A 22,200-nucleotide genomic window follows, 5' to 3' on the forward strand; every position below is an offset into this window, starting at 1 on the left:
ACTCTTGCAAGCGGGTGCTTGCAATTGTTAGCGAGGGTGGGGCAAGGTGGAGGCATGGCATCGCTGAACGTCGGCAACCTCGGTGAGTACCTGCGCGAACAGCGGCGGAACGCCCAGCTGTCGCTGCGGCAGCTCGCCGACGCCGCCGGGGTGTCCAATCCGTACCTGAGCCAGATCGAGCGCGGGCTGCGCAAGCCCAGCGCGGAGGTGCTCCAGCAGGTCGCCAAGGCCCTGCGCATCTCCGCCGAGACGCTGTACGTCCGCGCCGGCATCCTCGACGCCGAACGGGACCGGGACGAGGTCGAGACGCGCGCCGTCATCCTCGCCGACCCCACGCTCAACGAGCGGCAGAAGCAGGTGCTGCTCCAGATCTACGAGTCCTTCCGCAAGGAGAACGGCTTCGGGATCGGCGAGCGCGCCGAGGAGGACGGGCCCGGGGACGGACCCGTGGACCAGGGGACCGGCGGCGGCCCTACGGCCGGCCCAGGCGATGCCGCCGGAAGTGACACGGACGCCGGCCCGCGGCGGACGGCCGGATAGAGCCGGACCAGGGCTCCGGACGCCCGCCGCGGACCACACCCACCCAGCCGAACGCGAATCCGATCCGGGAGGACCCTCACCATGGCCATCACCGACGACCTGCGCAAGACCCTCAGCGACCCGACCCCGCTCTACTTCGCCGCCGGCACCGCCGATCTGGCGCTCCAGCAGGCCAAGAAGGTGCCGGCCCTGGTCGAGCAGCTGCGCGCCGAGGCCCCGGCGCGCATCGAGGCCGTGCGCAACACCGACCCCAAGGCCGTGCAGGAGAAGGCCACCGCCCGCGCCAAGGAGGCGCAGGAGACCCTTCAGGCCAAGGTCAACGAGTTCATCGGGACCATCGACGTCGACCTCAAGAAGCTCGGCGAGACCGCACAGGACCTCGCCCTGCGCAGCGTCGGCGTCGCCGCCGAGTACGCCGTCAAGGCCCGCGAGACCTACGAGCGGGTCGCCGAGCACGGCGAGCAGGCCGTGAAGACCTGGCGCGGCGAGGCCGCCGAGGAGATCGAGGACCTGGCGATCGCGGTCGAGGGCAAGCCCGAGCCGGTCGAGGTCAAGGACGACCAGCCGAAGCCGGCCGAGGCGAAGGCCGACCCGGCCGCGGACAAGAAGCCCGCGGCGAAGAAGGCCCCGGCTCCCCGCAAGACCACCACCACCTCCACCACCTCCACCACGGCGAAGAAGACGACCCCGCCGGCCAAGTGACCATGGCCGACGGGACGGCTCCGGGCCGGGCACCTTTGGGGTGTCCGGCCCGTTCTATGGGTACGGTGGCGGCGTAGCGGGAATCGGGAATCAACGGGCGGTGGGCAGCATGCTGATGTTGGGCTTCGCGGGTTTCATGGGCATCTTGAAGATCGTTCTGATGGCCCTGGCCGCGTTCGGGCTGGCCGACGCCGCGTTCCGGCGCGAGGACGCCTTCCGTGCCGCCGACAAGCAGAACAAGGTCTTCTGGCTGATCATCCTCGGCATCGCCCTCGTGGTCAGCTACCTGTTCTCGCTGCTGTCCATCCTCCCCATCGCCGGCGCGGTGGCGAGCATCGTCTACCTCGTCGACGTCCGCCCCGCCCTCCAGCAGGTGGGCGGCGGACGCGGGTGGGGCCGCCGCCGGGGCGGAAGCAGCAGCGACGGCCCGTACGGCCCGTACAACGGCGGTCGCTGACGGCATCCCGCCGCGGGACCGCTCGCCGATCGCCGGGTGCGTGCGTGGTGCGGCCTCCGCCTACCGCGTCCGGTCGGCGGCTTGCGCCTACCGCGTCCGGTCCAGCAGCACCACCGCGACGTCGTCGGTCAGCTCACCGCCGTTGAGGTCCCGCACCTCGCTCACCGCGGCCCGCAGCAGTTCCTCGCCCCGCAGCCCCTCGGAGAGCTGCCGGCGGATCATCTCCAGCATGCCGTCCTGACCGAGCCGCTCGCCGCCCTCACCGACCCGGCCCTCGATCAGCCCGTCGGTGTAGAGCATCAGGCTCCACTCGGCACCCAGCTCGACCTGCATCCGCGGCCAGCGGGCGCCGGGCAGCAGCCCCAGGGCGGGGCCGTTGTTCTCGTAGGGGAGCAGCCGCGCCGGCCGGCCGGGGCGGGCGACCAGCGGGGCCGGATGGCCGGCCAGGCACAGGCCGGCCCGGCGGCCGTCGGGCGCGATGTCCACCGTGCACAGCGTCGCGAAGATCTCCTCGTCGGCGCGCTCGTGCTCCAGCACCTGCTGCAACGTGTTCAGCAGCTCGTCCCCGCACAGCCCGGCCAGGGTCAGCGCCCGCCAGGCGATGCGCAGCTCCACGCCGAGCGCGGCCTCGTCCGGGCCGTGCCCGCAGACGTCGCCGATCATGGCGTGCACGGTGCCGTCGGGGGTGCGGACGGCGTCGTAGAAGTCGCCGCCGAGCAGCGCCCGGGAGCGGCCGGGGCGGTAGCGCGCGGCGAACCGCAGGCAGGAGCCCTCCAGCAGCGGGGTCGGCAGCAGGCCGCGCTCCAGCCGGCGGTTCTCCTGCGCGCGCAGCTTGCCCTCGGCGAGCCGCCGCTCGGCCGTGTCGGACCGCTTCCGCTCCACCGCGTAGCGGATGGCGCGGCTGAGCAGCCGGCCGTCCAGCTCGTCCCGGAAGAGATAGTCCTGGGCGCCCACGCGCACGGCCTCGGCGCCGCGCTCGGCGTCGCCGGAGGCGGTCAGCGCGAGCACGGCGTGCCGGGGCGCGAGCTGGAGGACGTGCCTGAGCACGGCCAGCTCGTCGTCGGTGTCGCTGCCGCCCGGCGCCGGGAGCGCCAGGTCCAGCAGGATGCAGTGGACGTCGTCGGTGAGCAGCCGCTCGGCCTCGGTGAGGTTGCGGGCGGTGCGGACGCGGATCGGCTTGCCGGACGGGTCCAGCAGGTCGGGCACGATCGGCGAGCCGGCCGGATCGTCCTCGATCAGCAGCAGGGTGAGAGTGGCGCCGGTGCCGTTCACGGCCGTGGCGTCGCGGTGGGCCTCTTCCTTGAGGGGGCCGCCGGCTGCGCGGGCGGCCTGCGCCTGACCACTCTCCACGGCCGGGATCGCTCTCTGCCGCGGTACGGGTACGGGCATTGTCCTGGGTTCCTTCCCTCCCCCCGAGGGCACGGCGGCGTCGAGGGGTCTCGACCCACCGACCGGGACCATAGCGGCTGGGACCGCCCCGGCGGAATGGTGTGAGCCGCGTCGCTCCGGTGCCCGTCACTGTCATATGCCGCTTTCCGTACCGCAGTTGGACACGCCGATGACTCGGGCGGAATGACGAAGCTCACGTCCTGGGGGAGTTTGGGCGGGATCGGGCGTGCGGTGGGTCACATGACGTACGTCACCGGGGACATGGGCCGCGCCGCACCGCGCGCGGCCGGTCACGCGTCCGGTCGTACGACTCCCAGGATCGGCATCGAGCCGGCGCCCGTGATCGTCACCGTCCGTCCGGGGCGCGGCGCGTGGATGATCGCGCCTTCGCCGATGTACATGCCGACGTGGCTGGCGTCGTCGAAGTAGATGACGAGGTCACCGGGCCGCATGTCCTTCACCCCGACGTGCTTGAGCTGCTTCCACTGCTCCTGCGAGGTGCGCGGGACGGGGTGGCCGGCCGCCGCCCAGGCCTGGGAGGTCAGGCCCGAGCAGTCGAAGGAGTCCGGGCCCTCGGCGCCCCACACATACGGCTTGCCGAGCTGCCGGGTGGCGTACTTCACGGCCTTCTCGCCCTGTGTGGAGGCCTTTCCCGGGACGCCCTTGAGGGCGCCGGTGTCCAGCCAGGCGGTCTGTGCCCTGGCCGCGGCCTGCCGCTCCAGCTCGGCGAGCCGCTCCTTCTCCTTCTTCTCCAGCCGGGACTGGAGCTTCTCGGCCGCGTCGATCTGCTTCTCGATCTCCTTCTTGGCGGTGTCCTTCGCCTTGCGGTTCGCCTCCAGTTCCTTCCAGCGGGCGGAGGCGTCGTCGGCGTAACTCTGCAACTCCTGCTGGGTGCGGGCCTTGTCCGCCATCAGCTTCTTCGCCGCCTGCTGGCCCTGGAGCACCCGGCCGGCGCCGTCCAGGAACCGGCCCGGGTCGTCGCTGAGCAGGAACCGGGCGGTGTCGGACAGGCCGCCGGTGCGGTACTGGTCACGGGCGGCGGCGCCCGCCCGGTCCTTCAGCTCCTCCAGTTTCCGCCGGCCGTCGACGATCTTCTTCGCCAGCGCCACGATCTCGTCGGACTGCTTCTCCGCCTTCTCCTCGGCCGCGTTGTACGCGTCGGTGGCCACGGCCGCGTCGTGGTAGAGCTTGTCGAGCTTCGCGCGGACCTCTTCAAGGTCCTTGTCGGGCGCGGGAGTCGAGGCCGGTCCGGGGGGCGCCGTGGGCGTGGGGGTCCCCGACGGGGTGCGGGAGGGCTCGGGTATCGCGAACGCCGTGCCGGGCGCCGACAGGACGGTCACCGCGCAGATCACGGTCAGGGCGGCCGTGAGCAGGCCGCGCTTGCCCGGTCCCATACCTCTCCCCCCAAACTGATTTACCGTCAGTAACTTACGGGCGTCTGAGGGATCGTGCCACGGCCGCGCGCAAAGCGACAGAGGGCCTCGGAAACCGGAATTCCCCCCGCTCACCGCCGAATACGACGATCACCTCGTCGGTGTGACGAACGACGCGCGGGGATCGTTCCGTCTCCGTTCCCTCGAACGGGTGATATCACGGCGGATTCGGATCGGGGACGGCACTGTCCGGCCCGGGGCGCCGGGGTCAGGTCCGGGGCGCCAACGCCGCCCAGGCCACCGTCACTTCACCCTGCCGCCAGCGGGCCGGGGAGTCGGTGACGGGCCAGTCGGCGGCCAGGTCCCGCACCGCGCGCAGCCAGCGCTGCCGGGCGCCGTAGGAGGCGTAGGGCGCGGCGGCGGCCCAGGCGCGGTCGAAGTCGCGCAGGAAGGCGTGCACCGGCTCGCCCGGGACGTTGCGGTGGATCAGCGCCTTCGGCAGGCGCTCGGCGAGGTCGGAGGGGCGGTCCAGGGAGCCCAGCCGGGTGGCGAAGGTGACCGTGCGCGGACCCTCCGGGCCGAGCGCCACCCACACGTGCCGCCGCCCGATCTCGTCGCACGTCCCCTCGACCAGCAGTCCGCCGCGCGAGCCGCCGGCCGCGGGGGCGAGCCGCGCGCGCAGCCGCTCCCAGACCGCCGCGACCTCGTCCTCGTCGTACTGGCGCAGCACGTTGGCGGCCCGGATCAGCACCGGGCGCCCGGGGACCGGGATCTCGAAGCCGCCGTGCCGGAAGGCCAGCCCCTCCCGCTCGTACGGCCGGGCCGCCGCCACCCGCGCCGGTTCGATCTCGACACCGACGACACGCGCGCGGGGCGCTGCCGCGCGGAGCCGGGCCAGCAGCTCCACGGCGGTCCAGGGAGCGGCGCCGTACCCCAGGTCGATCGCCACCGGGTCGCTCGCGCGGCGCAGCTCGGCGCCGTGCGTGGCCGCGATCCAGCGGTCCATGCGGCGCAGCCGGTTGGGGTTGGTCGTCCCGCGCGTCACCGCTCCTACGGGCCGGGTGGCTGTGCGGGCTGTCATGGGTACGAGGGTAAGCGTGCGGGGCCGGGGGCCTGCCGCCGACGCCGACGGCATTCGAACCGTTGATCGATCACGGGTAATGATTCGGCAAAGCCGCCCGAGGGGGAAATGGCCGGGCACCCGCTCGCTGTTGGACCAGCTTGGAGGGCGGAGTGGGCCCTCGTCAGGCATGCCCGCAACAAGGAGGAACGCCAGGTGAGCCAGTACGTCAGCAGGCTCGGGCGACGCTCCCCGTCGGCCGGCACGCGGCTGAGGCTGTACCGCAGGCCCCGCCGGGTCGCCATGCTCTCCGTGCACACCTCCCCGCTCCACCAGCCCGGCACCGGCGACGCGGGCGGCATGAACGTCTACATCGTGGAGCTGGCCCAGCGGCTGGCCGCGATCAACATCGAGGTCGAGATCTTCACCCGGGCCACGACCGGCGGCCTGCCCCCCACCGTCGAACTGGCCCCCGGCGTCCTCGTCCGGCACGTCGACGCGGGTCCCTATGAGGGCCTGGCCAAGGAGGACCTCCCGGCCCAGCTGTGCGCCTTCACGCACGGCGTGATGCAGGCCTGGGCCGGCCACCGCCCCGGCTACTACGACCTCGTCCACTCCCACTACTGGCTCTCCGGCCACGTCGGCTGGCTCGCCGCCCAGCGCTGGGGGGTGCCCCTGGTGCACGCCATGCACACCATGGCCAAGGTCAAGAACGCCAACCTGGCCGACGGCGACACCCCCGAGCCCGCCGCCCGGGTCATCGGCGAGACCCAGATCGTGGCCGCCGCCGACCGGCTGATCGCCAACACGGCGGAGGAGGCCGGCGAGCTGGTCCAGCACTACGCCGCCGACCCCGCGAAGGTCGCCGTCGTCCACCCCGGCGTGAACCTGGACCGCTTCCGCCCCTTCCGGAAGGGCGACTTCGCGACGGACGGCACCCTGTCGGGCGGCTCCCTGACGGACGGCTCCCTGACGGACGGCACCCTGAAGGACGGCTCGCCCGCCACCGTGGAGGAAGCCCGCGCCGCCGCCCGCGCCCGTCTCGGTCTCCCGCGGGACGCCCTGATCCCCCTCTTCGCGGGCCGCATACAGCCCCTCAAGGCGCCGGACATCCTGCTGCGCGCCGTGGCCGTCCTGCTGGACGAGCGCCCGGAGCTGCGCTCCCGCATTCTCGTCCCGGTCGTCGGCGGCCCCAGCGGCAGCGGGCTCGCCAAGCCGGAGGGGCTCCAGAAGCTCGCGGCCCGGCTGGGCATCGCGGACGTCGTGCGGTTCCGCCCGCCGGTCGGCCAGGAGCAGCTCGCGGACTGGTTCCGGGCCGCGTCCCTCCTGGTCATGCCGTCGTACAGCGAGTCCTTCGGGCTGGTCGCCATCGAGGCGCAGGCGTCCGGGACGCCGGTGCTCGCGGCCTCGGTCGGCGGTCTGCCGGTGGCCGTGCGGGACGGCGAGACCGGCTTCCTGGTCCAGGGCCACGATCCGGCCGACTACGCGCGCGTGCTGCGCCGGTTCGCCGACGAACCCGCGCTCTCGGCGCGCATGGGCCGGGCCGCCGCCCGGCACGCCCAGTCCTTCGGCTGGGACGCCGCCGCCGCCGCGACCGCCGACGTCTACACGGCCGCGACCCAGTCCCACCGCCGTCGCGTACGCTCCCACCATGGGTGATGTCGAGAAGGCCGGACAGGTCCTGGAGAGCGTCCTCGAGGACGCGGAACTGGAGTGGGAGAGCCCCGAGCCCGGGAACTACGTGGTCAAGCTCCCCGGGACGCGCAAGCTGTCCACCACGGTGTCCTTCCTCGTCGGCCGCCACTCCCTCTCCCTCAACGCCTTCGTCATCCGCCACCCCGACGAGAACGAGGCGGGCGTCCACCGCTGGCTGCTGGAGCGCAACCTCAAGCTGTACGGCGTGAGTTACGCCGTGGACCACCTCGGCGACGTCTACGTCACCGCCCGGCTGCCCCTCGCCGCCGTCACCCCGGACGGGGTCGACCAGCTCCTCGGCCAGGTCCTGGAAGCGGCCGACGGCGCCTTCAACACCCTGCTGGAGCTCGGCTTCGCCTCCTCGATCCGCAAGGAGTACGCCTGGCGGGTGGCGCGCGGTGAGTCCACGCGCAACCTGGAGGCGTTCACGCACCTGATCGACCGCCCCGCGGACTGACACCCGCGTTTCTTCCGTACGACCCCTTTCCCGTCCGCCGGGCACAGTGGCATGCTCACCGCCAATGCATTCCTGAACGTCATTCACATGCGTGAATGGCCCTGCATACCGGGAAGACGAAGGGGCGGGTGGACATGAGCAACACGCACCTCACCAGACGGACCCTGCTCGCCGGCGCCACCGCGGTGGCCCTGGGCGCCGCGACCGGCACCGCGCGGGCCGCCGAACCCCCCGCGCTGTGGCGGGAGTTCACCCGCACCCCGCTCACCCACCCGCAGATCCCGTACATCGGCCGGGCGGGCTACCGGGCCGGAGCGGGCCGCTTCCCCCGCCCCCGGGTCGTCGCCGACGTCACCGCGTACGGCGCCGTGGCCGACGGCACCACGGACTGCGCCCCCGCGATCAACCGTGCCATCGCCGCCGCCGGACGGGCCGGCGGCGGCACGGTCACCATCCCGCCCGGCACCTACCGCATCGACGACGTCATCCGCCTCGGCGACTCGAACGTCGTCCTGCGCGGCGCCGGCAGCGGCCGGACGACCCTGTACGCGACGAAGAACCTCACCGAACTCATCGGCGTCTACGGCTCCCGCTACGGCGGCGACAAGTCCTCCTGGTCCTGGGCGGGCGGCCTCGTCTGGCTGGCGCCGAGGGCCCGTTGGGACTCCCTGACCGCCGCCATCAGGGACCGGGCCTGGCCCTTCGAGGGCTGGACCGGCAACCGGCGGGACGAGTGGACCACCCTCACCACCGTCGCCCCGGCGAAGCGCGGCTCGTGGACGGTCACGGTCGCCGACGCCTCCGCCCTCCGTCCCGGCCGGCTCGTCCTCCTCCGCCTCGCCGACGACGCCGCCCACACCCTGCTCCAGCACATGGCGGGCGACGGCCCCGGCCCGGCGGCGTACGTCTGGGACGACAAGACGAAACTGACGTCGTACGTCCCCTACGAATGGCCCGTCCGCGTCCAGCGCGTCCACGGCCGGCGCGTCACCCTCGAACGCCCCCTGCCCCTCGACGTCCGCCCGGAGTGGGACCCGCGCCTGACCACGCACGTGCCGGAACTGACCGGATCGGGCGTCGAAGGGCTGACCCTCGAAGCGGTGCAGACCCCGCAGTCCCCGCACCTCCTCGACAAGGGCTACAACGGCGTCGTCCTCCAGTGCGCCTACGACTGCTGGGTGGACGACGTCACCGTCCGCCACGTCGACAACGGCTTCGGCCTGGTCGCCGCCTCCGCCTGCACCCTGCGCCGTACCCGGGTCGCCGGCCGGGGCTCGCACCACCCGTACTTCTGCCGCGAGGGCTCCCACGACAACCTGATCGAGGACTTCACCATCGAGGAGCGCACGGTCCCCGCGCCCGCGAACACCCAACTGCACGGCATCAACGTCGAAGGGCTCTCCTCCTGCAACGTCTGGTCGCGCGGCGACATGCGGATGGGCACCTTCGACAGCCACCGCGGACTGCCCTTCGCCAACGTCCGCACCGACATCACCGTGAACAACAACGGCCGCCACGGCGGGGACGCCAGCGCGGGCCCCCTCTTCGGCGCCCGCTTCACCCACTGGAACATCCGGGTCACCAACGGCCGGGCCGGCCTGGTGAAGATCGACGGACTCGCCCCGTACTCGGCGACCGTCGGCATCGACGAGGTCCGCGAGTTCGACCAGACCGACGTCCCCGACTTCACCGGCGACCTGCACTCCCGCCTGGAGCTGTACGGCACCCCGGACGCCGTACACCCGCGCAACCTGTACGAGGCTCAGCGCGCCCTGCTCCGGTAACGCCCCGGGGTCACCCCGACCAGCTTCTTGAAGTGCCGCGTGAGATGGGCCTGGTCGTAGAACCCAGCGACCGGGGCCACCTCGCCCGGCGGCACCCCGTCCAGCAGCAGCCGCCGCGCCCGGCCGACCCGCCGCGACATCAGGTACTGGTGCGGGGCGATGCCGTACGCGCCGCTGAACGCCCGGATGAGATGCGCCGGATGGGCGTGCAGCAACCGGCCGGCCTCCTCCAGCGAGACCCCCTCGACGACCCGCGCGTCCAGCAACTCCCGCAACCGGCGGGCGAGTACGGGACTCTCGTGCCGCCCCCCGGCCGCGCGCCGCCGCAGCCGGTGGCGCAGGTGCTCCGCGACGAGCGTCAGCCTGCTCTCCGCCTCCAATTCGTCACCGGGCCGCGCGAGGGCCGAGTGCAACTGCCCGACGCGCAGCCGGAGCACGGGGTCCCTGAGATCGGGGGAGTCCACGGCAGGCCCGATGAACTCCTCCCCGAGCCGGCTGCTGTCCAGGTAGACGACCCGCTTGCGGAAACCCCCCGGCGTGGCCGGCGACCCGTTGTGCGGCACGTGCGGCGGCAGCAGCGACACGGTGTCGAGCGGGGTGCCGTGCTCATGCCGGTCGAGGTCGTACCGTACGGCCCCGTCGTCCACGATGAGCAGCGTCCAGGCGTCGTGGACGTGCATCGGATACGCGTACTCGGTGAAGCGGGCGTGGAAGACCTCGGTGACGCCCGGCACCCGGGGACGCCACGCGCTGACGAGTTCCTGCCCGGCGGCCATGCAAAAAACGTACAAGACGCGGCCGGGACCCGGCCGCGAGTCTCAGTCCATGAACACTGAACCCATCCGTTTCGACACGAAGATCGCCGTGCTGCTGCGCGAGGACCTGGAACCCTGGCAGCGCCTGAACGTGACCGCGTTCCTGGTCAGCGGCCTGGGCCCGACGGTCCCCGAGGTGGTCGGCGACCCGTACGAGGACGCGGACGGCGTGTCGTACCTGCCGATGTTCCGCCAGCCGGTGCTGGTCTTCGAGGGCGCCAAGGAGACCCTGAAGGCGGCGCACGGCAGGGCACTGACCCGTGTCCTGCCGTGCGCGGTGTTCACGGCGGACCTGTTCACCACGGGCAACGACCGTGACAACCGCGCGGCCGTCCGCGCCGTCCCGACCGCCGAGCTGGACCTGGTGGGCCTGGCGGTGTACGGCCCGAAGAACGGGGTGGACAAGGTCCTCAAGGGCGCCCGCATGCACCCGTGAGGCCGTTCTCCGCTGCTTTACCCGAACATGCCGGGAACGTAGTCGCCGGCGGGCTGCTGGACGAGGACGTTGACGCGGTTGTAGGCGTTGATCACGGCGATGAGGGCCACCAGGGCCGCGAGCTGCTCCTCGTCGTAGTGCTCGGCGGCGTTCGCCCAGACCTCGTCCGGGACCCCGCCGGCCGCGTCGGCGATCCGGGTGCCCTGCTCCACCAGCTCCAGCGCGGCCCGCTCGGCGTCGCTGAACACGGTGGCCTCGCGCCAGACCGCGACCAGGTTCAGCCGGGTCTGGGTCTCCCCGGCCGCCAGGGCGTCCTTGGTGTGCATGTCGGTGCAGAACCCACACCCGTTGATCTGGCTGGCACGCAGCTTCACCAGCTCCTGCGTGGCGGCGGGCAGCGAGGACTCCGTGATCGCCTTGCCGGCCGCGTTGAAGTGCTTGAACACCTTGCCGGCGACGGGGTTGGCGAAGAGGTCGAGCCGAGCTTCCATGGTGTGCTCCTGAGTGGGTCGCGGCTGCTTGCACCTCTCTGACGGAGGGGGAGCCCGGGATGTGACGTGCCGCCGAGTGACCGCGTCACTCCCGCTGCTGCATTGGCACCACGTCCGTCACCGGGACGTGGGACGGGCGTGCTCCCCGCCAGGACGGCCGCCGGAACGGGTGTGACGATCACAGGGAGACGACGGGTCACCCACCGTCCGTCATGGCGACTGCCAGGGAGACCACTTGATGAACCGCACACCGCACCGCCTGCTGGGCGCCGCCGCGGCGGTGGCCATGAGCGCCGCGGCGCTGCTCGGCACCGGAGCCGGCACCGCCGCCGCATCCGAGAAGGCGCACTGTGAGCGCGCCGAACGCCCGATATGGAGTGAAGGGCCGAGCCGCAACGTCACCGCCCACGGCTGCGACATCCCGAAGCAGAGACACCGCTGGTACGTCATCGACGTCGACACCCTCGTCCAGCCGCGCCACAAGACGGACTACCTGGACGAGAACATCGCCGGGACCAGCACCCTGCACGACAAGACGCTGAGGTGCATGGGCTACACGAAGGACGACCACGCGGTGAACTGGTTCGGCTGCGTACCGCAACTGTCCTGACCGGACCCGGTTCGAGTCACGGCGCCGAACAGGGCGGAGGCCGCCCAGGGAGGCAGGCGGTGGAGCTCGGCTCGGCTGTGTTCACCACAGGACACGACCGGCAACGCACCCGGCGCGGTTCCGTCGCGCCGGGTGCGTGTCCGCGTACTGGGAGCGGGCGCGGTGGTGGCGCTCATGGCCCGAGCCACCGGCCGCCGCCTGACGCTCGCCACGCCGAGGGCCATCCGCGCCGCACTGCCGACGCTGCTGGTGGTCGTCACGACGGTGTCCCCGGCCTGGTGGCTCTTCGCGACCCGGAGAACGCTGGACGGCCACCCCGGCGACTCCGGCCGCTGCCCCGCGAGCAACGTCCCGCCGCGGTGGCCCGACTGGCTCCCGGCCTGACCGGCCTCGGCGAGTGGACCGGGAACGACCTGATCGCCGACACTGTGAGGAGTGCGGGCGGTGATCAGGGGGCGGAAATGACTGCGCACAGCTTCGGCAACACATGGGTAGGGGTCAAGGCCCTGGCAGAGCCGCCGGTCGCGCCGGCGGTCCAGCACATGAGCCGCGGTCGACGCCCTGCATCACGGCCCGGACCGGCCGTCGCGTACAAGGGCGTTCCGTCGATCGATCTGGGCGAAGGACTGTTCGTCAACGCGCCCACCGTGCGCTCGGCGCTGCTGCGACTGGCCAGGGCACACAGCCGGAACGGCCGCACCGCCGAGGCCGGACTGCTCCTCGGCCTGCGGCAACGGCTGATCGATGATCCGGGTGCCGAACTGGGCGAAGACCTGAAGCTCGTGCTTCGCAAGGGCTTCGGCGCGGTCTAGTCGGATGACGGACACGAGCGCAACGCTGGGGCCGTTGGAGTTCCTCCACGGGCGCTGGGTGGTGGGGGACGCCGGCAAGCCCCACTGGGTGGAATTCCGAAGGGACGGGCTGTACCAGCACGAGTCCCACGCGGAAGGACAGCTGGTCCCGTGGTCCCGGATCATGCTGGGCATGCACCTCACCATGGGGAGCAAGTACCCGGCCAAGGGGTCGAACGGCTTCGGGGGACTCCTCGGCGGCCTGCCCGGTCCCTGGAGGGGGCGCGGCAGCGGCTATCTGCACATGACCCTGCGCCACCCCTACGAGAACTGGATCGCCCGCTTCGACCGGCACCCCCGCCACTATCCCGGCGCCCACCTCGTCTTCCTCGACCTGCTGACGAGGCAGGTCATCGACGCGGGGCAGGCACACCTCCTGGGCGATCCCGAGTGGCTGGGCCGCGTGGTCGCACGGCTGGCGCCGCAGCGGCCCCGGGGATGGCGTGGGATGAGGGAAGCGGTGACGCGGGCGGTGGAGGCGGAGGCGTGAACTGCCCTGCTTCGGTTGCCGATGCGGCCCCGGACGGCCCAGGCGCAGACCGGGGACGGCCCGTCGGCCCATCCGCCGGCTCACGCGCTGATGGGCAACTCCCGCGCCCGTCGGCGTGCTTGCGCCCGTAGTTCCTTCAGGTGGCCGTGGAACGCGTTGTGACGGTTCTGGTCGAGGTTGAGCGGCAGGTCGAGCCGGGAGATGAGCTGTGACTCAAGGACCCAGGGTTCGTCATCCTCGATCCAGCACACCCGCGCGTTCTCGGCCATCCAGTGACTCAGCGCGGCTTCGCCGGCCTTCCCGAAGGTCGTCTTCTTACCGCTGCCCACGCGACGCAGCTCAAGTCCGAGCAGACAACCGAGGGTGAGGCGCAGCGTCGAGCCGGCCGCGTTGCCCCGGTAGTGGTTGCGCAGCCGCTTGCGCAGGTTCTGTGCGCTGGTCCGGTTCGCCATGTACCGCGGGGCGATCCCGACGTAGAGCAACTGTCCGGCCTCCAGGTCCGGATGGGGCGACTGCTCGAAGTGCCACCCGTACACCCCTGCCGCCGCCGGAACAGGGCTCGGACGCACCAAGACCTCCTGCGCCGACCACAACCGATCGGGATTGACGAGAGCGGTAGCTTCCACGAAGCCTCCAGGTGCGCCACGGCTGATCACCACACGCTACCGGTCTGCGCCCGGCCGGCCGAGGCTCGTAGGCTCAGGGCTCAGGGGTCGATGGGGGGAGGGTGACGCTGGCCATGCAGGTATCCGCGGTGATCCTCGACGGTGTGCCGCAGGAAGACGCGGAGGCAGCCGTGACGGCTCTCCGCGAGGCGGGAGCGCGGGCAGAGGTGAGGGAACAGCCGAAGCCGGACTTCCGCAAGCCCTGACCTATCGCGGACTCACTCGTGAGTCCTATTGCCGCCCGGTCTTCGCCGAGGGCGCCGCCGCGCGCCGCTGCCGGCGCACAAGCCGTGCCATCACCGCGCACACTGCGACCGGCACGGTCACGAGCACGGTCCACCACGGGATGTGGAGCCACACCGAGGCGGCCCCCACGCCCACGCCGACGCAGATGTCGGTGAAGACCAGCCACCTGCCGTACGGCTCCCAGACGAGGGGCGCGTAGGCGGTCGGCCGGGCCAGGCGGACCGCGCCGAACACCAGCGACTGGGCCGCGAGGAGGGCGAGGAGGACGCCCAGGGCGGCGTTTCCCGGGTGCTCGTCGCGGGGCGCGTCGGAGGTGTTCTGGCGGACACCGTCCTTGCTGAGGACGACGATCGCGCCGCGCCAGCCGGTCGCGGTGACCTCGTCGCCCCGACGCAGCTTGTCGAAGAGCGGCCCGGAGTCGCCGAACCGCACGGTCCTCTGCCGCGAGTCGCCGCCCTTGTCCCTGAGGGTCACCTCGTAGACCGTGACCTTCCCGGTGAACGTGGACTCGGCCTTCGTGACGGTGAAGTGCCAGGTGACGAGACAGTCCTGCGCGGCCACCTCCTGCGCGGCAGCCTGCGCGGGGCACGGCTCGGCTGCCCGGTAATGCTCGTAGCGCTCCTGCCGGCCTGGCACCCACACCGTGAACGTCAGGTAGCTCAGCACTGCCCCCGTCAGAGACAGCACGACCAGCGCCACGCCCGCGAGCCGCGCCCGGCTCACCGGCTTCCGGTCGGGACTGCCCTTCCTGCCCGCCGTGGCCCACGCCCGCTCCGCCATCGCCGCCCCCTCGCCCGTTCTCGCGCTGTCACCCGAATGGCGGAACACCAGGTGCCACCCACATGGGCGAAGGTGAAGCTGGCTAGTGCCCCTCGAAGGCAATCCGTGAAAGGGGAGCACATGCGCACTCGACGAATCCTCGCCGCCGTCATCGCCACGGCAGCCCTCACCGGAATCGGCCTCACCAGCGCCGCCACCGCCAACGCACAGGGTGCCAAATCTTACGTCACCCCCTCTGAGTGCAGGCAGGGCGGCGGAACGGCCGACCTGACGGACAACGTCTGCAAGGGCGGCACGCACGACGGCGAGAAGGTCGACTAAACCCCACAGACCAGAGCGCCCCGCAGCCACGCGCCGCGGGGCGCTCCCGCGTGGGGGTTGCCGGGATAGTCGCAGGTACTTTGCCGACCCGTTGGTCACCCCAGGTCCAAGTTGGGCACGCCAGGTCCAAGTCGGCCCGGAAGCATGCCGCGGGCGGAAGCTCCCCAACGCCGTCGCGCGCGAGCGCAGTGGCGTACGTCGCTGAACGAAGAGCGCTGGAAGCCTCCCCACGAAAAGACGGGCGTCATCCCGAAAATTCCCCTGATCCGCACGGAAAGTGCGGATCAGAAACATTCGCGCAAGCTACTTCGCCGTGAGCCCCTGCGGTGCCTCGCTCGTTCTGGTGCGGTTGTGGCGCGCTCGGCTGCGGAACCTCCCGAGCGTCGCGTCTACGCGGGATCGATGATTCTCCTGTAGGCGGACGCACTGCCTCTCTTGCCTGGAACGCGCTCAATTTGCCCCGCGTCCATCAGTCTCAGAAAGATAGTCTTTACCTTGTTCTCTGATCCGATTCCGGTGAGTGCGCGAACTGTCCTATTGTTGATTTCTTCGTGGCTTTCCAGGTACTGCATGATGATTTCTTCTGGCGAGCCAAGCCGCTCATGGCGGATGTTGACGAGGACCGAGTTATCCCTTTCTTCGATTACGGGATCCTTGAGTTTCAACTTCTTCATGGCGGCAAACGCCGTGGCCAAACCCTCGCCCACATCTTTGTTCGGCGGGTCGGGAAACTTATTGATCAAGCGAACAATAGCCCCGTTCCGTGAAAATCGCTCCTTTAGGATGTTGCGAGTGGTGATGTGGGCGGGCAGACGCCCAGGGCTCTCTACCTCGACGCGGTTATCAAAGATTCTGACATGTACGTCATCAGCAGTTCCGTAATCCCTGTGAATTACCGCATTCGTGATGATTTCGTGTAGCGTTTCAAACGGGTACTTGATGGGCGTCAGCCCCTCGGGGCCAAGTACCTTAACTTCTTCGATGAGTTCAGATGTTGTAGAGACGGCCGTCTTGATCTGCTCGTAAAGAGATCCTTCGACGGTCAATGGATCGAATGCGAGGTTTTCTCGTGAGCCCTCTGGGTCGGTGGTCTTGTATCGATAGATCTTGATAGCGCATCGCTTCGGCAGCACGGCTTGAGGCTCGTCCGAGTAGAGCAGCACCCCGGCCACCGTAGGTTTGTCGCCCACGATCATCATTTGTTTCCTTAGCCACGGCTCGGGTTCACCGGTGGGTACGCTGCTGAGCATGAAATCAATCACAGTTAGCGAGTTTGTGATGATTTCAGTCGGGACTGGGACGGTCTCCGACTCGAACGAGGTGATTCCTTTGTTGCGCCGTAGGCGCTCCAGGCCCTCTGGGCCTACCGGCAGACTTTGACTTCCTCGGCGTACGTATGCCTTACCGTCGCTCGCGTATTTTATTTCCTTCGTCTTCTGGATGATTACATGCAGAACCAGCCCGGGCTGATCGTCGCACTGCATGAATTCGTAAAGAAAATCCCCACCGAGTGGGAAAAGCTCTTCGAATACTTGCAGATGCCCGTTGGCTGCTTCCATATTTGTGAAGCCGCGCCAACTGTGGTTGCTGCCGTTGGGGCCTTCGTCTACCCCTACGTAGAGTTCACCGCCATCGGCGTTAGCGAACGCCGAAATTGCTTTGGTGAGTTTCGCCGGCGAGATTTCGATCGACTTTAGATCCGAGAAGTGGCCTTCTTCTAGCTGAAGAATTTTGTGTATCTGGTTTTTGGCCAGCGAAATCTTTTGAATCGACATGTGGCTTCGGCCCTCCCCGTGTCCTGCCGGTCTACGGGATCGTACCGAGCTTCAGAGATTACGGGGAGCTGTACATGTCGAGGTTGCTGGCCGTGGAGCCGACCGCCCCAGCCACGACGTACCCCTTCTCTGACGTCAGGCGGCTGATCGCCGTACGCGCGGCACGGGCGCCGGCCGGGCTGGAGCGGGGCGGAGACAGGAGCGCAGGCCCGGCCGGGGGCCGGGCCGCGCGCGGGGAGCGGAGCGAGCCGCCTTGAACCCGTAGAGAAAGTTGTAACTCACTCACCCCGGCGGGGCGTGAAAGCGTACGCGCACGCCGGGAGTTCAGGCCCCTGGCGGTGGGCGAGTGGCAGGAAGAGCACGGGTCGGATTGCCCAGGTGATGCGGGTCTTGGCGTGAGTCACTGACACCGCGCACGGCTCGGCCCGCAACAAGGCTCGACGCGTCTCGATGCGGCCCTCGGACAGCCACGCCCACGCCTCGTCGGAGGCGTCCGCGTCCAGGGCCGGCGAGATCGTGCGGAGCGCGACCGCTACCCAACGGTCCGCCTGGGGCGCCGAGTACGCGTCGAACGATGCCAGCAGCGCAGGCCCCCACTGCCCGGTCAGATCCTCTGTCCAGCACTCGCACCAGTAGCCGTGCCCCGCCGCCATGCCGTCAGAGAGCGCCGGGGTGCCGTTCTCCATGGTCCGAGTCACCGGGCAGCCGCCCCGCCGGCCCGGCAGTCCCGGCACTCGCATGACGGGAAGGCGCTTGTGAACGGTGGCGGCCCTTCGAGGGGTGGAACGATCACCGTCCCGCACTCCCGTGTGACGGCGCCCTGGCGGTTCACCTGGTACACCCTGATGGTCATCTTGGCGGTCGGCGGGTCATCCTGAGGCGGGCATGTAGCGTTCGGCATGTCGACGCTCCTTCGCAGCGTTGGCCGGCCCCGGGGTCGTTCGCGCGGCCGCCGGGGCGCATCTCGCATCGTCGCCTTCGCATAGCCATGACGACGGGTGAGTAAAGGGTGACAAGCTGCTGAAGGAGGAACGCTCACAGTTTTGCGAGCGTTGCGAGCGGCTCTAGAGACCGACCCAGGCCGCCATGTGGTTGAGGGTCTCCGGCGTGCGGCGGGACTGGTGCACCAGACCGGTGATCGTTTCGCGTGCGGCCGGGTGGTAGCGGGTCTGTTCGGGGGCCAGGCGGCGGGCCTCTACGAGGGACTTCAAGGCGGCATCGGTATGCCCGGTCTCCATCTCGGCGCGGGCCCGTTCGATCAGGAAGTGGGCGCGGCGGGAAGTGGGCAGCGGGGGAGGCAGTTCGATGCCCCGGGCCTGCTTCATTGCTTCGTCGTACTGGCACATCTCCACGGCGGCGGACATCTGGTGCAGGGCGACATTGGCCGGACCGAAGCTGAGCCAGTGCACGTCGGAGGCGTCGCCGATGCGCTCTGCGATTCGGTGGGCCTCGGCGATGTGCTGTCCCACGGACGACTGCCGCTCGGCGCGGGCGGCGATGACGGCACCGCCGAGGTGCAACTGTCCGACGACCGCGAGCGCTTCTCGTGAAGGATCGTTCTGCGCGATCATGTCGTGCCCGGCGGCGATGAGGCGTTGTCCGATTCGGTACTCGCCCTCGCGGAAGTAGACTAGGGCCCGCATGTACTGCCGTACGGCGGCCAGATACGGGTCGGATGCGCGGTGTGCCGCCCAGTCCATGCGGTCCAGAGCGACTGTGGACAGGTCGTAGTAGCCGAGCTTGACGCTGATGTCGTGCGCTGTGCGATAAGCGGAGGCCAGCGCCCGCCACAGCTCGGTGGACGGGGTCGAGCATGCCGCGTGGGTCAGCTCGGCGATGAGCCCTGGAAGGTCGCGGGCCGCGCTGCGCAGGCGGGTGGCCCGCACCTCGGCGCAGAGGCGGTCGGCCCCGGCGATGAGTTGTTGCGCCGGCCGGGGGGTCAGCTCAGGGTCGGGCCCGAGATCGTACAGGTCCAGGGATTCACGGATGGGTCGGACCAGTTCCGCGAGGCGGTCGCGCTGCAACTCGGTCACGTACGGCTGTCCGGTCAGGACCGTCACGTCGATGGTGAGGGCTCGGGCGCAGGCGGCGACGAAGGCTGCGGTGGCCGGGCGGGCACCGCACTCGACCTGATTCAGGTAGCTGTAGGAGTAGGGAAGCCGCTCGGCCAGTTGCCGTTGGGTGAGTCTGGCGAGTCTGCGTTGCTCCCTGATGCGTGCGCCCGTGTGGTCATCGTCCCGAGACGGCATGCAGCCTCCGTTCTGAGCACCCGATGCACCCGATGGAACGGTACCCGCGTAGCTCCACGGGTACGTGGCTTCCGTTCTCACCGCCCGGGCGTGGTCGTGTGTGATCGGATAAGCGCATGACGACAACACGCCCTGTCCTCTACCTGTTCGGCTCCGCTGCCCCGCCGGTGTTCGACGTGGCGGAGGTCGTCGTGGATGCGCAGGGGCGGGGGTTCGACGTGTGTCTCGGGCTGACTCCGACCGCGGCGCGCTGGCTGGAGCCACGGAGGGGCGAGTTGGAGCGGATCACCGGGCACCCCGTGCGCAGCGTGTACAAGCTGCCGGGTGAGCCGGACGTGTGGCCGAAGGCGGACGTGATCGCGGTGGCGCCCGCGACCTTCAACACGGTCAACGCGTGGGCGCTCGGTATCACTCGTGACTTCGTGGTCGGCGTCGTCGCCGAGGGCATCGGCAAGGACATCCCCATGGTCGCGATGCCCTGCGTGAACGCGGCTTACGCGCAGCACCGGCAGTTCGAGCGGAGTGTCGCCGAACTGCGTGAGATGGGTGTGCGCGTCCTGTACGGCGAGGGCGGCTTTGTCCCGAACCAGCCAGGGCAGGGCAAACCGCACGCGTACCCGTGGCACCTGGTCCTCGATGCGGTCGAGGAGATCGTCGCAGCACGCCAGCCGCCGTGAGCCGGTGCCGGCACGTCCGGCCGATCCGCCGAGCGGCCCAGGGGCGGTCTCACGACAGGCCGGAGACAGAGGCAAGCCCCCTGCCCGCGAGAAATCCGCAGGCAGGGGGCTCGACCAATGAGGGCTACTTCTTCTTGCCCTGGTTCTTGACCGCCTCGATCGCGGCCGCCGCCGCCTCCGGGTCCAGGTACTTGCCGCCGGGGGTGACCGGCTTGAAGTCGGCGTCCAGCTCGTAGTAGAGCGGGATGCCCGTCGGGATGTTCAGGCCCGCGATGTCCGCGTCGGAGATGCCGTCCAGGTGCTTGACCAGGGCGCGCAGGCTGTTGCCGTGGGCGGCGATCAGGACCGTGCGGCCGGTCAGCAGGTCGGGGACGATCGCGTCGTACCAGTAGGGGAGCATCCGGAAGACGACGTCCTTCAGGCACTCCGTGCGCGGGCGCAGCTCCGGCGGGATCGTCGCGTAGCGCGCGTCGTGGGCCTGGGAGAACTCCGAGTCGTCCGACAGCGGCGGGGGCGGGGTGTCGTACGAGCGGCGCCAGAGCATGAACTGCTCCTCGCCGAACTCGGCCAGCGTCGCCGCCTTGTCCTTGCCCTGGAGGGCGCCGTAGTGGCGCTCGTTCAGGCGCCAGGAGCGGTGGACCGGGATCCAGTGGCGGTCCGCGGCCTCCAGCGCCAGCTGGGCCGTGCGGATCGCGCGCTTCTGGAGGGACGTGTGGACCACGTCGGGCAGGAGATCGGCGTCCTTCAGGAGCTCGCCACCGCGGACTGCCTCCTTCTCGCCCTTCTCGTTCAGGTTCACGTCCACCCAGCCGGTGAACAGGTTCTTCGCGTTCCACTCGCTCTCGCCGTGGCGGAGGAGGATCAGCTTGTACGGTGCGTCGGCCATGGCCTTGAGCCTACCTAAGGGGGATGGGGGCGTGTCGGGCATGGGGGAGGGAGCGGCACGCCGGTCGCCGGGGCGCGGCCCGGCCGGGGCCCGAATGACGCGACCCGCTAATCGACTGGCGTTTCCGAGGCCCCCGCTCGTAACGTGTGCCCGCCGCTTGAGCCGCTTACAGACGTGGGGGATCCTCGATGTCACCAGCCCGTATGAGACGTGCCGTCCGCGAATCCGTCTCCGGGCTCCCCAGAGAGTTCTGGTGGCTGTGGACGAGCACCCTCGTCAACCGGCTGGGCGCCTTCGTGGCCACGTTCATGGCGCTCTACCTCACGCTCGACCGGGGCTACTCCGCCTCGTACGCCGGTCTCGTCGCCTCCCTGCACGGGCTCGGCGGGGTCGTCTCCTCGCTGGGCGGCGGGGTGATGGCCGACCGGCTCGGCCGGCGGCCCACGCTGCTCATCGCGCAGACCGCCACCGCCGCCTCGGTCGCCCTGCTCGGCTTCATGACCGACCCGGTCGCCATCGCCGCCGTCGCCTTCCTCGTCGGCATGGCCGCCAACGCCTCCCGGCCGGCCGTGCAGGCGATGATGGCCGACATCGTCCACCCCGAGGACCGGGTGCGGGCCTTCTCCCTCAACTACTGGGCGATCAACCTGGGCTTCGCCGTCTCCTCCATGGCCGCCGGGTTCATCGCCGAGTTCAGCTATCTGGCCGGGTTCCTGATCGAGGCCGGGATGACCCTGGCCTGCGCGGTCGTCGTCTTCGCCAAGGTGCCGGAGTCGCGGCCGGCGGCCACGGCCAGGCAGGCGGAGGACAGCGTCAGCCTGGGCACGGTGCTGCGGGACGGGCGGTACATGGCCGTCGTCGGGCTGTCCTTCCTCGTCGCCCTGGTCTTCCAGCAGGGCTCGGTCGGCCTGCCGGTGGCCATGGGGCGGGCCGGCTTCACCCCGGCCGACTACGGCCTCGCCATCGCCGTCAACGGCATCCTGATCGTCGCCCTCCAGATCCCCGTCACCCGGTTCATCGAGCACCGCGACCCGCGCACCCTCCTGGTCGCCTCCTCGCTCCTCGCGGGATACGGCTTCGGGCTCACCGCGTTCGCCGGCTCGGTCGGCGTCTTCATGGTCACCGTGTGCGTGTGGACCCTGGCCGAGATCGTCAACGCCCCGACCCAGACGGGCCTCGTCGTCCGCCTCTCCCCGGTCCACGGCCGCGGGCGCTACCAGGGCATGTACACCCTCTCCTGGTCCGTCGCCGCCCTGATCGCGCCCCTGATGTCGGGCGTGGTCATCGACCGCCTCGGCGCCGGGTGGCTGTGGGGGATGTGCGCGGTGGTGGGGACGGCGGCCGGGCTCGGCTACGGCGTCCTGATGCGCCGCCTGCCCACGGAGCGGCCGGCCCCGGCCAAGGTGCGGGCGGACGCCGGGACCGAGGTGCGCACGGCCTAGCCGGCCGCT

26 protein-coding genes are annotated in these 22,200 nt (G+C 70.5%); 15 read left to right on the plus strand and 11 right to left on the minus strand.

Annotated elements, in window-relative coordinates:
- Positions 1–54: 54 nt before the first annotated feature.
- The 3 genes from AQJ11_RS25760 (at position 55) to AQJ11_RS25770 (ending at position 1,699) form a co-directional block, all read left to right on the plus strand.
- Positions 55–540 (plus strand): helix-turn-helix domain-containing protein, encoded by a 486-nt coding sequence (locus tag AQJ11_RS25760; protein WP_014673486.1) that lies wholly within the window; start codon positions 55–57, stop codon positions 538–540.
- An 81-nt stretch (positions 541–621) separates the two neighbouring features.
- Positions 622–1,242 (plus strand): hypothetical protein, encoded by a 621-nt coding sequence (locus AQJ11_RS25765; protein WP_058081004.1) that lies wholly within the window; start codon positions 622–624, stop codon positions 1,240–1,242.
- A gap of 109 nt (positions 1,243–1,351) precedes the next feature.
- The gene (locus AQJ11_RS25770; protein ID WP_041665957.1) at positions 1,352–1,699 is read left to right on the plus strand and encodes a DUF2516 family protein; all 348 of its coding nucleotides are present in this window, start codon (positions 1,352–1,354) and stop codon (positions 1,697–1,699) included.
- 87 nt (positions 1,700–1,786) lie between these two features.
- Here the strand turns inward: AQJ11_RS25770 and AQJ11_RS25775 are convergent, their stop codons facing one another.
- From AQJ11_RS25775 to AQJ11_RS25785, 3 genes are all read right to left on the minus strand, one after another.
- Positions 1,787–3,088, minus strand: a complete 1,302-nt coding sequence (locus AQJ11_RS25775; protein WP_058081003.1) for a PP2C family protein-serine/threonine phosphatase — start codon at positions 3,086–3,088, stop codon at positions 1,787–1,789.
- Between the two features lie 290 nt (positions 3,089–3,378).
- Positions 3,379–4,482, minus strand: coding sequence for a C40 family peptidase (locus AQJ11_RS25780; protein ID WP_059264558.1), 1,104 nt, complete (start codon positions 4,480–4,482; stop codon positions 3,379–3,381).
- 247 nt (positions 4,483–4,729) lie between these two features.
- Positions 4,730–5,542, minus strand: a complete 813-nt coding sequence (locus tag AQJ11_RS25785; RefSeq protein ID WP_078611767.1) for an SAM-dependent methyltransferase — start codon at positions 5,540–5,542, stop codon at positions 4,730–4,732.
- A gap of 195 nt (positions 5,543–5,737) precedes the next feature.
- Between AQJ11_RS25785 and AQJ11_RS25790 the strand changes: the two genes are divergently transcribed.
- The 3 genes from AQJ11_RS25790 (at position 5,738) to AQJ11_RS25800 (ending at position 9,457) form a co-directional block, all read left to right on the plus strand.
- Positions 5,738–7,180 carry a glycosyltransferase gene (locus AQJ11_RS25790; RefSeq protein WP_059264559.1) on the plus strand — a complete coding sequence of 481 codons (1,443 nt, stop codon included), beginning with the start codon at positions 5,738–5,740 and terminating at the stop codon, positions 7,178–7,180.
- Complete coding sequence (locus tag AQJ11_RS25795; protein ID WP_014673479.1) at positions 7,173–7,673, plus strand: type III secretion system chaperone family protein; 501 nt, start codon at positions 7,173–7,175, stop codon at positions 7,671–7,673. Before AQJ11_RS25790 ends, AQJ11_RS25795 begins: the two co-directional genes overlap by 8 nt.
- 134 nt (positions 7,674–7,807) lie before the next feature.
- Entirely contained in the window at positions 7,808–9,457 is a 1,650-nt protein-coding gene (locus tag AQJ11_RS25800) for a glycosyl hydrolase family 28-related protein (protein WP_208616610.1), read from the plus strand.
- On the opposite strand, the gene AQJ11_RS25805 is transcribed toward AQJ11_RS25800, so the two are convergent.
- On the minus strand, positions 9,436–10,233 hold the full coding sequence (locus AQJ11_RS25805; RefSeq protein WP_014673477.1) for a helix-turn-helix domain-containing protein: 798 nt from the start codon (positions 10,231–10,233) through the stop codon (positions 9,436–9,438). The genes AQJ11_RS25800 and AQJ11_RS25805 overlap by 22 nt on opposite strands.
- Between AQJ11_RS25805 and AQJ11_RS25810 the strand changes: the two genes are divergently transcribed.
- Entirely contained in the window at positions 10,232–10,708 is a 477-nt protein-coding gene (locus tag AQJ11_RS25810) for a DUF2000 domain-containing protein (RefSeq protein ID WP_208616611.1), read from the plus strand. The two genes, AQJ11_RS25805 and AQJ11_RS25810, sit on opposite strands and share 2 nt — an antisense overlap.
- Before the next feature lie 17 nt (positions 10,709–10,725).
- Here AQJ11_RS25810 and AQJ11_RS25815 read toward each other — a convergent pair whose 3' ends face one another.
- Positions 10,726–11,199: a carboxymuconolactone decarboxylase family protein gene (locus AQJ11_RS25815; RefSeq protein WP_014673475.1), complete on the minus strand. Its 474-nt coding sequence runs from the start codon at positions 11,197–11,199 to the stop codon at positions 10,726–10,728.
- A 238-nt stretch (positions 11,200–11,437) separates the two neighbouring features.
- On the opposite strand from AQJ11_RS25815, the gene AQJ11_RS25820 reads away from it, so the two are divergent.
- From AQJ11_RS25820 to AQJ11_RS25835, 4 genes are all read left to right on the plus strand, one after another.
- A complete protein-coding gene (locus AQJ11_RS25820) occupies positions 11,438–11,809 on the plus strand; it encodes a hypothetical protein (RefSeq protein ID WP_059264562.1) in 372 nt (123 codons plus the stop codon).
- Positions 11,810–11,983: 174 nt separating this feature from the next.
- Complete coding sequence (locus tag AQJ11_RS25825) at positions 11,984–12,193, plus strand: hypothetical protein (protein ID WP_244218350.1); 210 nt, start codon at positions 11,984–11,986, stop codon at positions 12,191–12,193.
- Entirely contained in the window at positions 12,169–12,621 is a 453-nt protein-coding gene (locus AQJ11_RS51200) for a hypothetical protein (RefSeq protein WP_244218351.1), read from the plus strand. Before AQJ11_RS25825 ends, AQJ11_RS51200 begins: the two co-directional genes overlap by 25 nt.
- Positions 12,622–12,625: 4 nt before the next feature.
- Positions 12,626–13,150: a hypothetical protein gene (locus AQJ11_RS25835; RefSeq protein ID WP_244218352.1), complete on the plus strand. Its 525-nt coding sequence runs from the start codon at positions 12,626–12,628 to the stop codon at positions 13,148–13,150.
- An 80-nt stretch (positions 13,151–13,230) separates the two neighbouring features.
- On the opposite strand, the gene AQJ11_RS25840 is transcribed toward AQJ11_RS25835, so the two are convergent.
- Complete coding sequence (locus AQJ11_RS25840) at positions 13,231–13,719, minus strand: GIY-YIG nuclease family protein (protein ID WP_341846291.1); 489 nt, start codon at positions 13,717–13,719, stop codon at positions 13,231–13,233.
- A 170-nt stretch (positions 13,720–13,889) separates the two neighbouring features.
- Between AQJ11_RS25840 and AQJ11_RS49305 the strand changes: the two genes are divergently transcribed.
- Positions 13,890–14,021, plus strand: a complete 132-nt coding sequence (locus AQJ11_RS49305; RefSeq protein WP_341846292.1) for a hypothetical protein — start codon at positions 13,890–13,892, stop codon at positions 14,019–14,021.
- Between the two features lie 25 nt (positions 14,022–14,046).
- Here the strand turns inward: AQJ11_RS49305 and AQJ11_RS25845 are convergent, their stop codons facing one another.
- On the minus strand, positions 14,047–14,841 hold the full coding sequence (locus AQJ11_RS25845; RefSeq protein WP_063807694.1) for a hypothetical protein: 795 nt from the start codon (positions 14,839–14,841) through the stop codon (positions 14,047–14,049).
- A 120-nt stretch (positions 14,842–14,961) separates the two neighbouring features.
- Here AQJ11_RS25845 and AQJ11_RS25850 point away from each other — a divergent pair, with 120 nt between their 5' ends.
- Positions 14,962–15,162, plus strand: coding sequence for a hypothetical protein (locus AQJ11_RS25850; protein WP_014673468.1), 201 nt, complete (start codon positions 14,962–14,964; stop codon positions 15,160–15,162).
- Positions 15,163–15,551: 389 nt separating this feature from the next.
- Here AQJ11_RS25850 and AQJ11_RS46270 read toward each other — a convergent pair whose 3' ends face one another.
- The 3 genes from AQJ11_RS46270 to AQJ11_RS25860 form a co-directional block, all read right to left on the minus strand.
- On the minus strand, positions 15,552–16,937 hold the full coding sequence (locus tag AQJ11_RS46270; protein WP_079082405.1) for an ATP-binding protein: 1,386 nt from the start codon (positions 16,935–16,937) through the stop codon (positions 15,552–15,554).
- A gap of 278 nt (positions 16,938–17,215) precedes the next feature.
- Positions 17,216–17,623 (minus strand): hypothetical protein, encoded by a 408-nt coding sequence (locus tag AQJ11_RS25855; protein ID WP_244218353.1) that lies wholly within the window; start codon positions 17,621–17,623, stop codon positions 17,216–17,218.
- A gap of 378 nt (positions 17,624–18,001) precedes the next feature.
- Positions 18,002–19,186, minus strand: a complete 1,185-nt coding sequence (locus AQJ11_RS25860) for a helix-turn-helix domain-containing protein (protein ID WP_059264564.1) — start codon at positions 19,184–19,186, stop codon at positions 18,002–18,004.
- Positions 19,187–19,302: 116 nt separating this feature from the next.
- On the opposite strand from AQJ11_RS25860, the gene AQJ11_RS25865 reads away from it, so the two are divergent.
- Positions 19,303–19,863: a flavoprotein gene (locus tag AQJ11_RS25865; protein WP_079082406.1), complete on the plus strand. Its 561-nt coding sequence runs from the start codon at positions 19,303–19,305 to the stop codon at positions 19,861–19,863.
- A 124-nt stretch (positions 19,864–19,987) separates the two neighbouring features.
- On the opposite strand, the gene AQJ11_RS25870 is transcribed toward AQJ11_RS25865, so the two are convergent.
- Positions 19,988–20,749, minus strand: a complete 762-nt coding sequence (locus AQJ11_RS25870; RefSeq protein ID WP_014673463.1) for a phosphoglyceromutase — start codon at positions 20,747–20,749, stop codon at positions 19,988–19,990.
- Positions 20,750–20,937: 188 nt separating this feature from the next.
- Between AQJ11_RS25870 and AQJ11_RS25875 the strand changes: the two genes are divergently transcribed.
- Complete coding sequence (locus AQJ11_RS25875) at positions 20,938–22,191, plus strand: MDR family MFS transporter (protein ID WP_208616612.1); 1,254 nt, start codon at positions 20,938–20,940, stop codon at positions 22,189–22,191.
- Positions 22,192–22,200: the final 9 nt, after the last annotated feature.

It is taken from the genome of Streptomyces corchorusii, from assembly GCF_001514055.1.
GTDB classification, from domain to species: domain Bacteria; phylum Actinomycetota; class Actinomycetes; order Streptomycetales; family Streptomycetaceae; genus Streptomyces; species Streptomyces olivaceoviridis.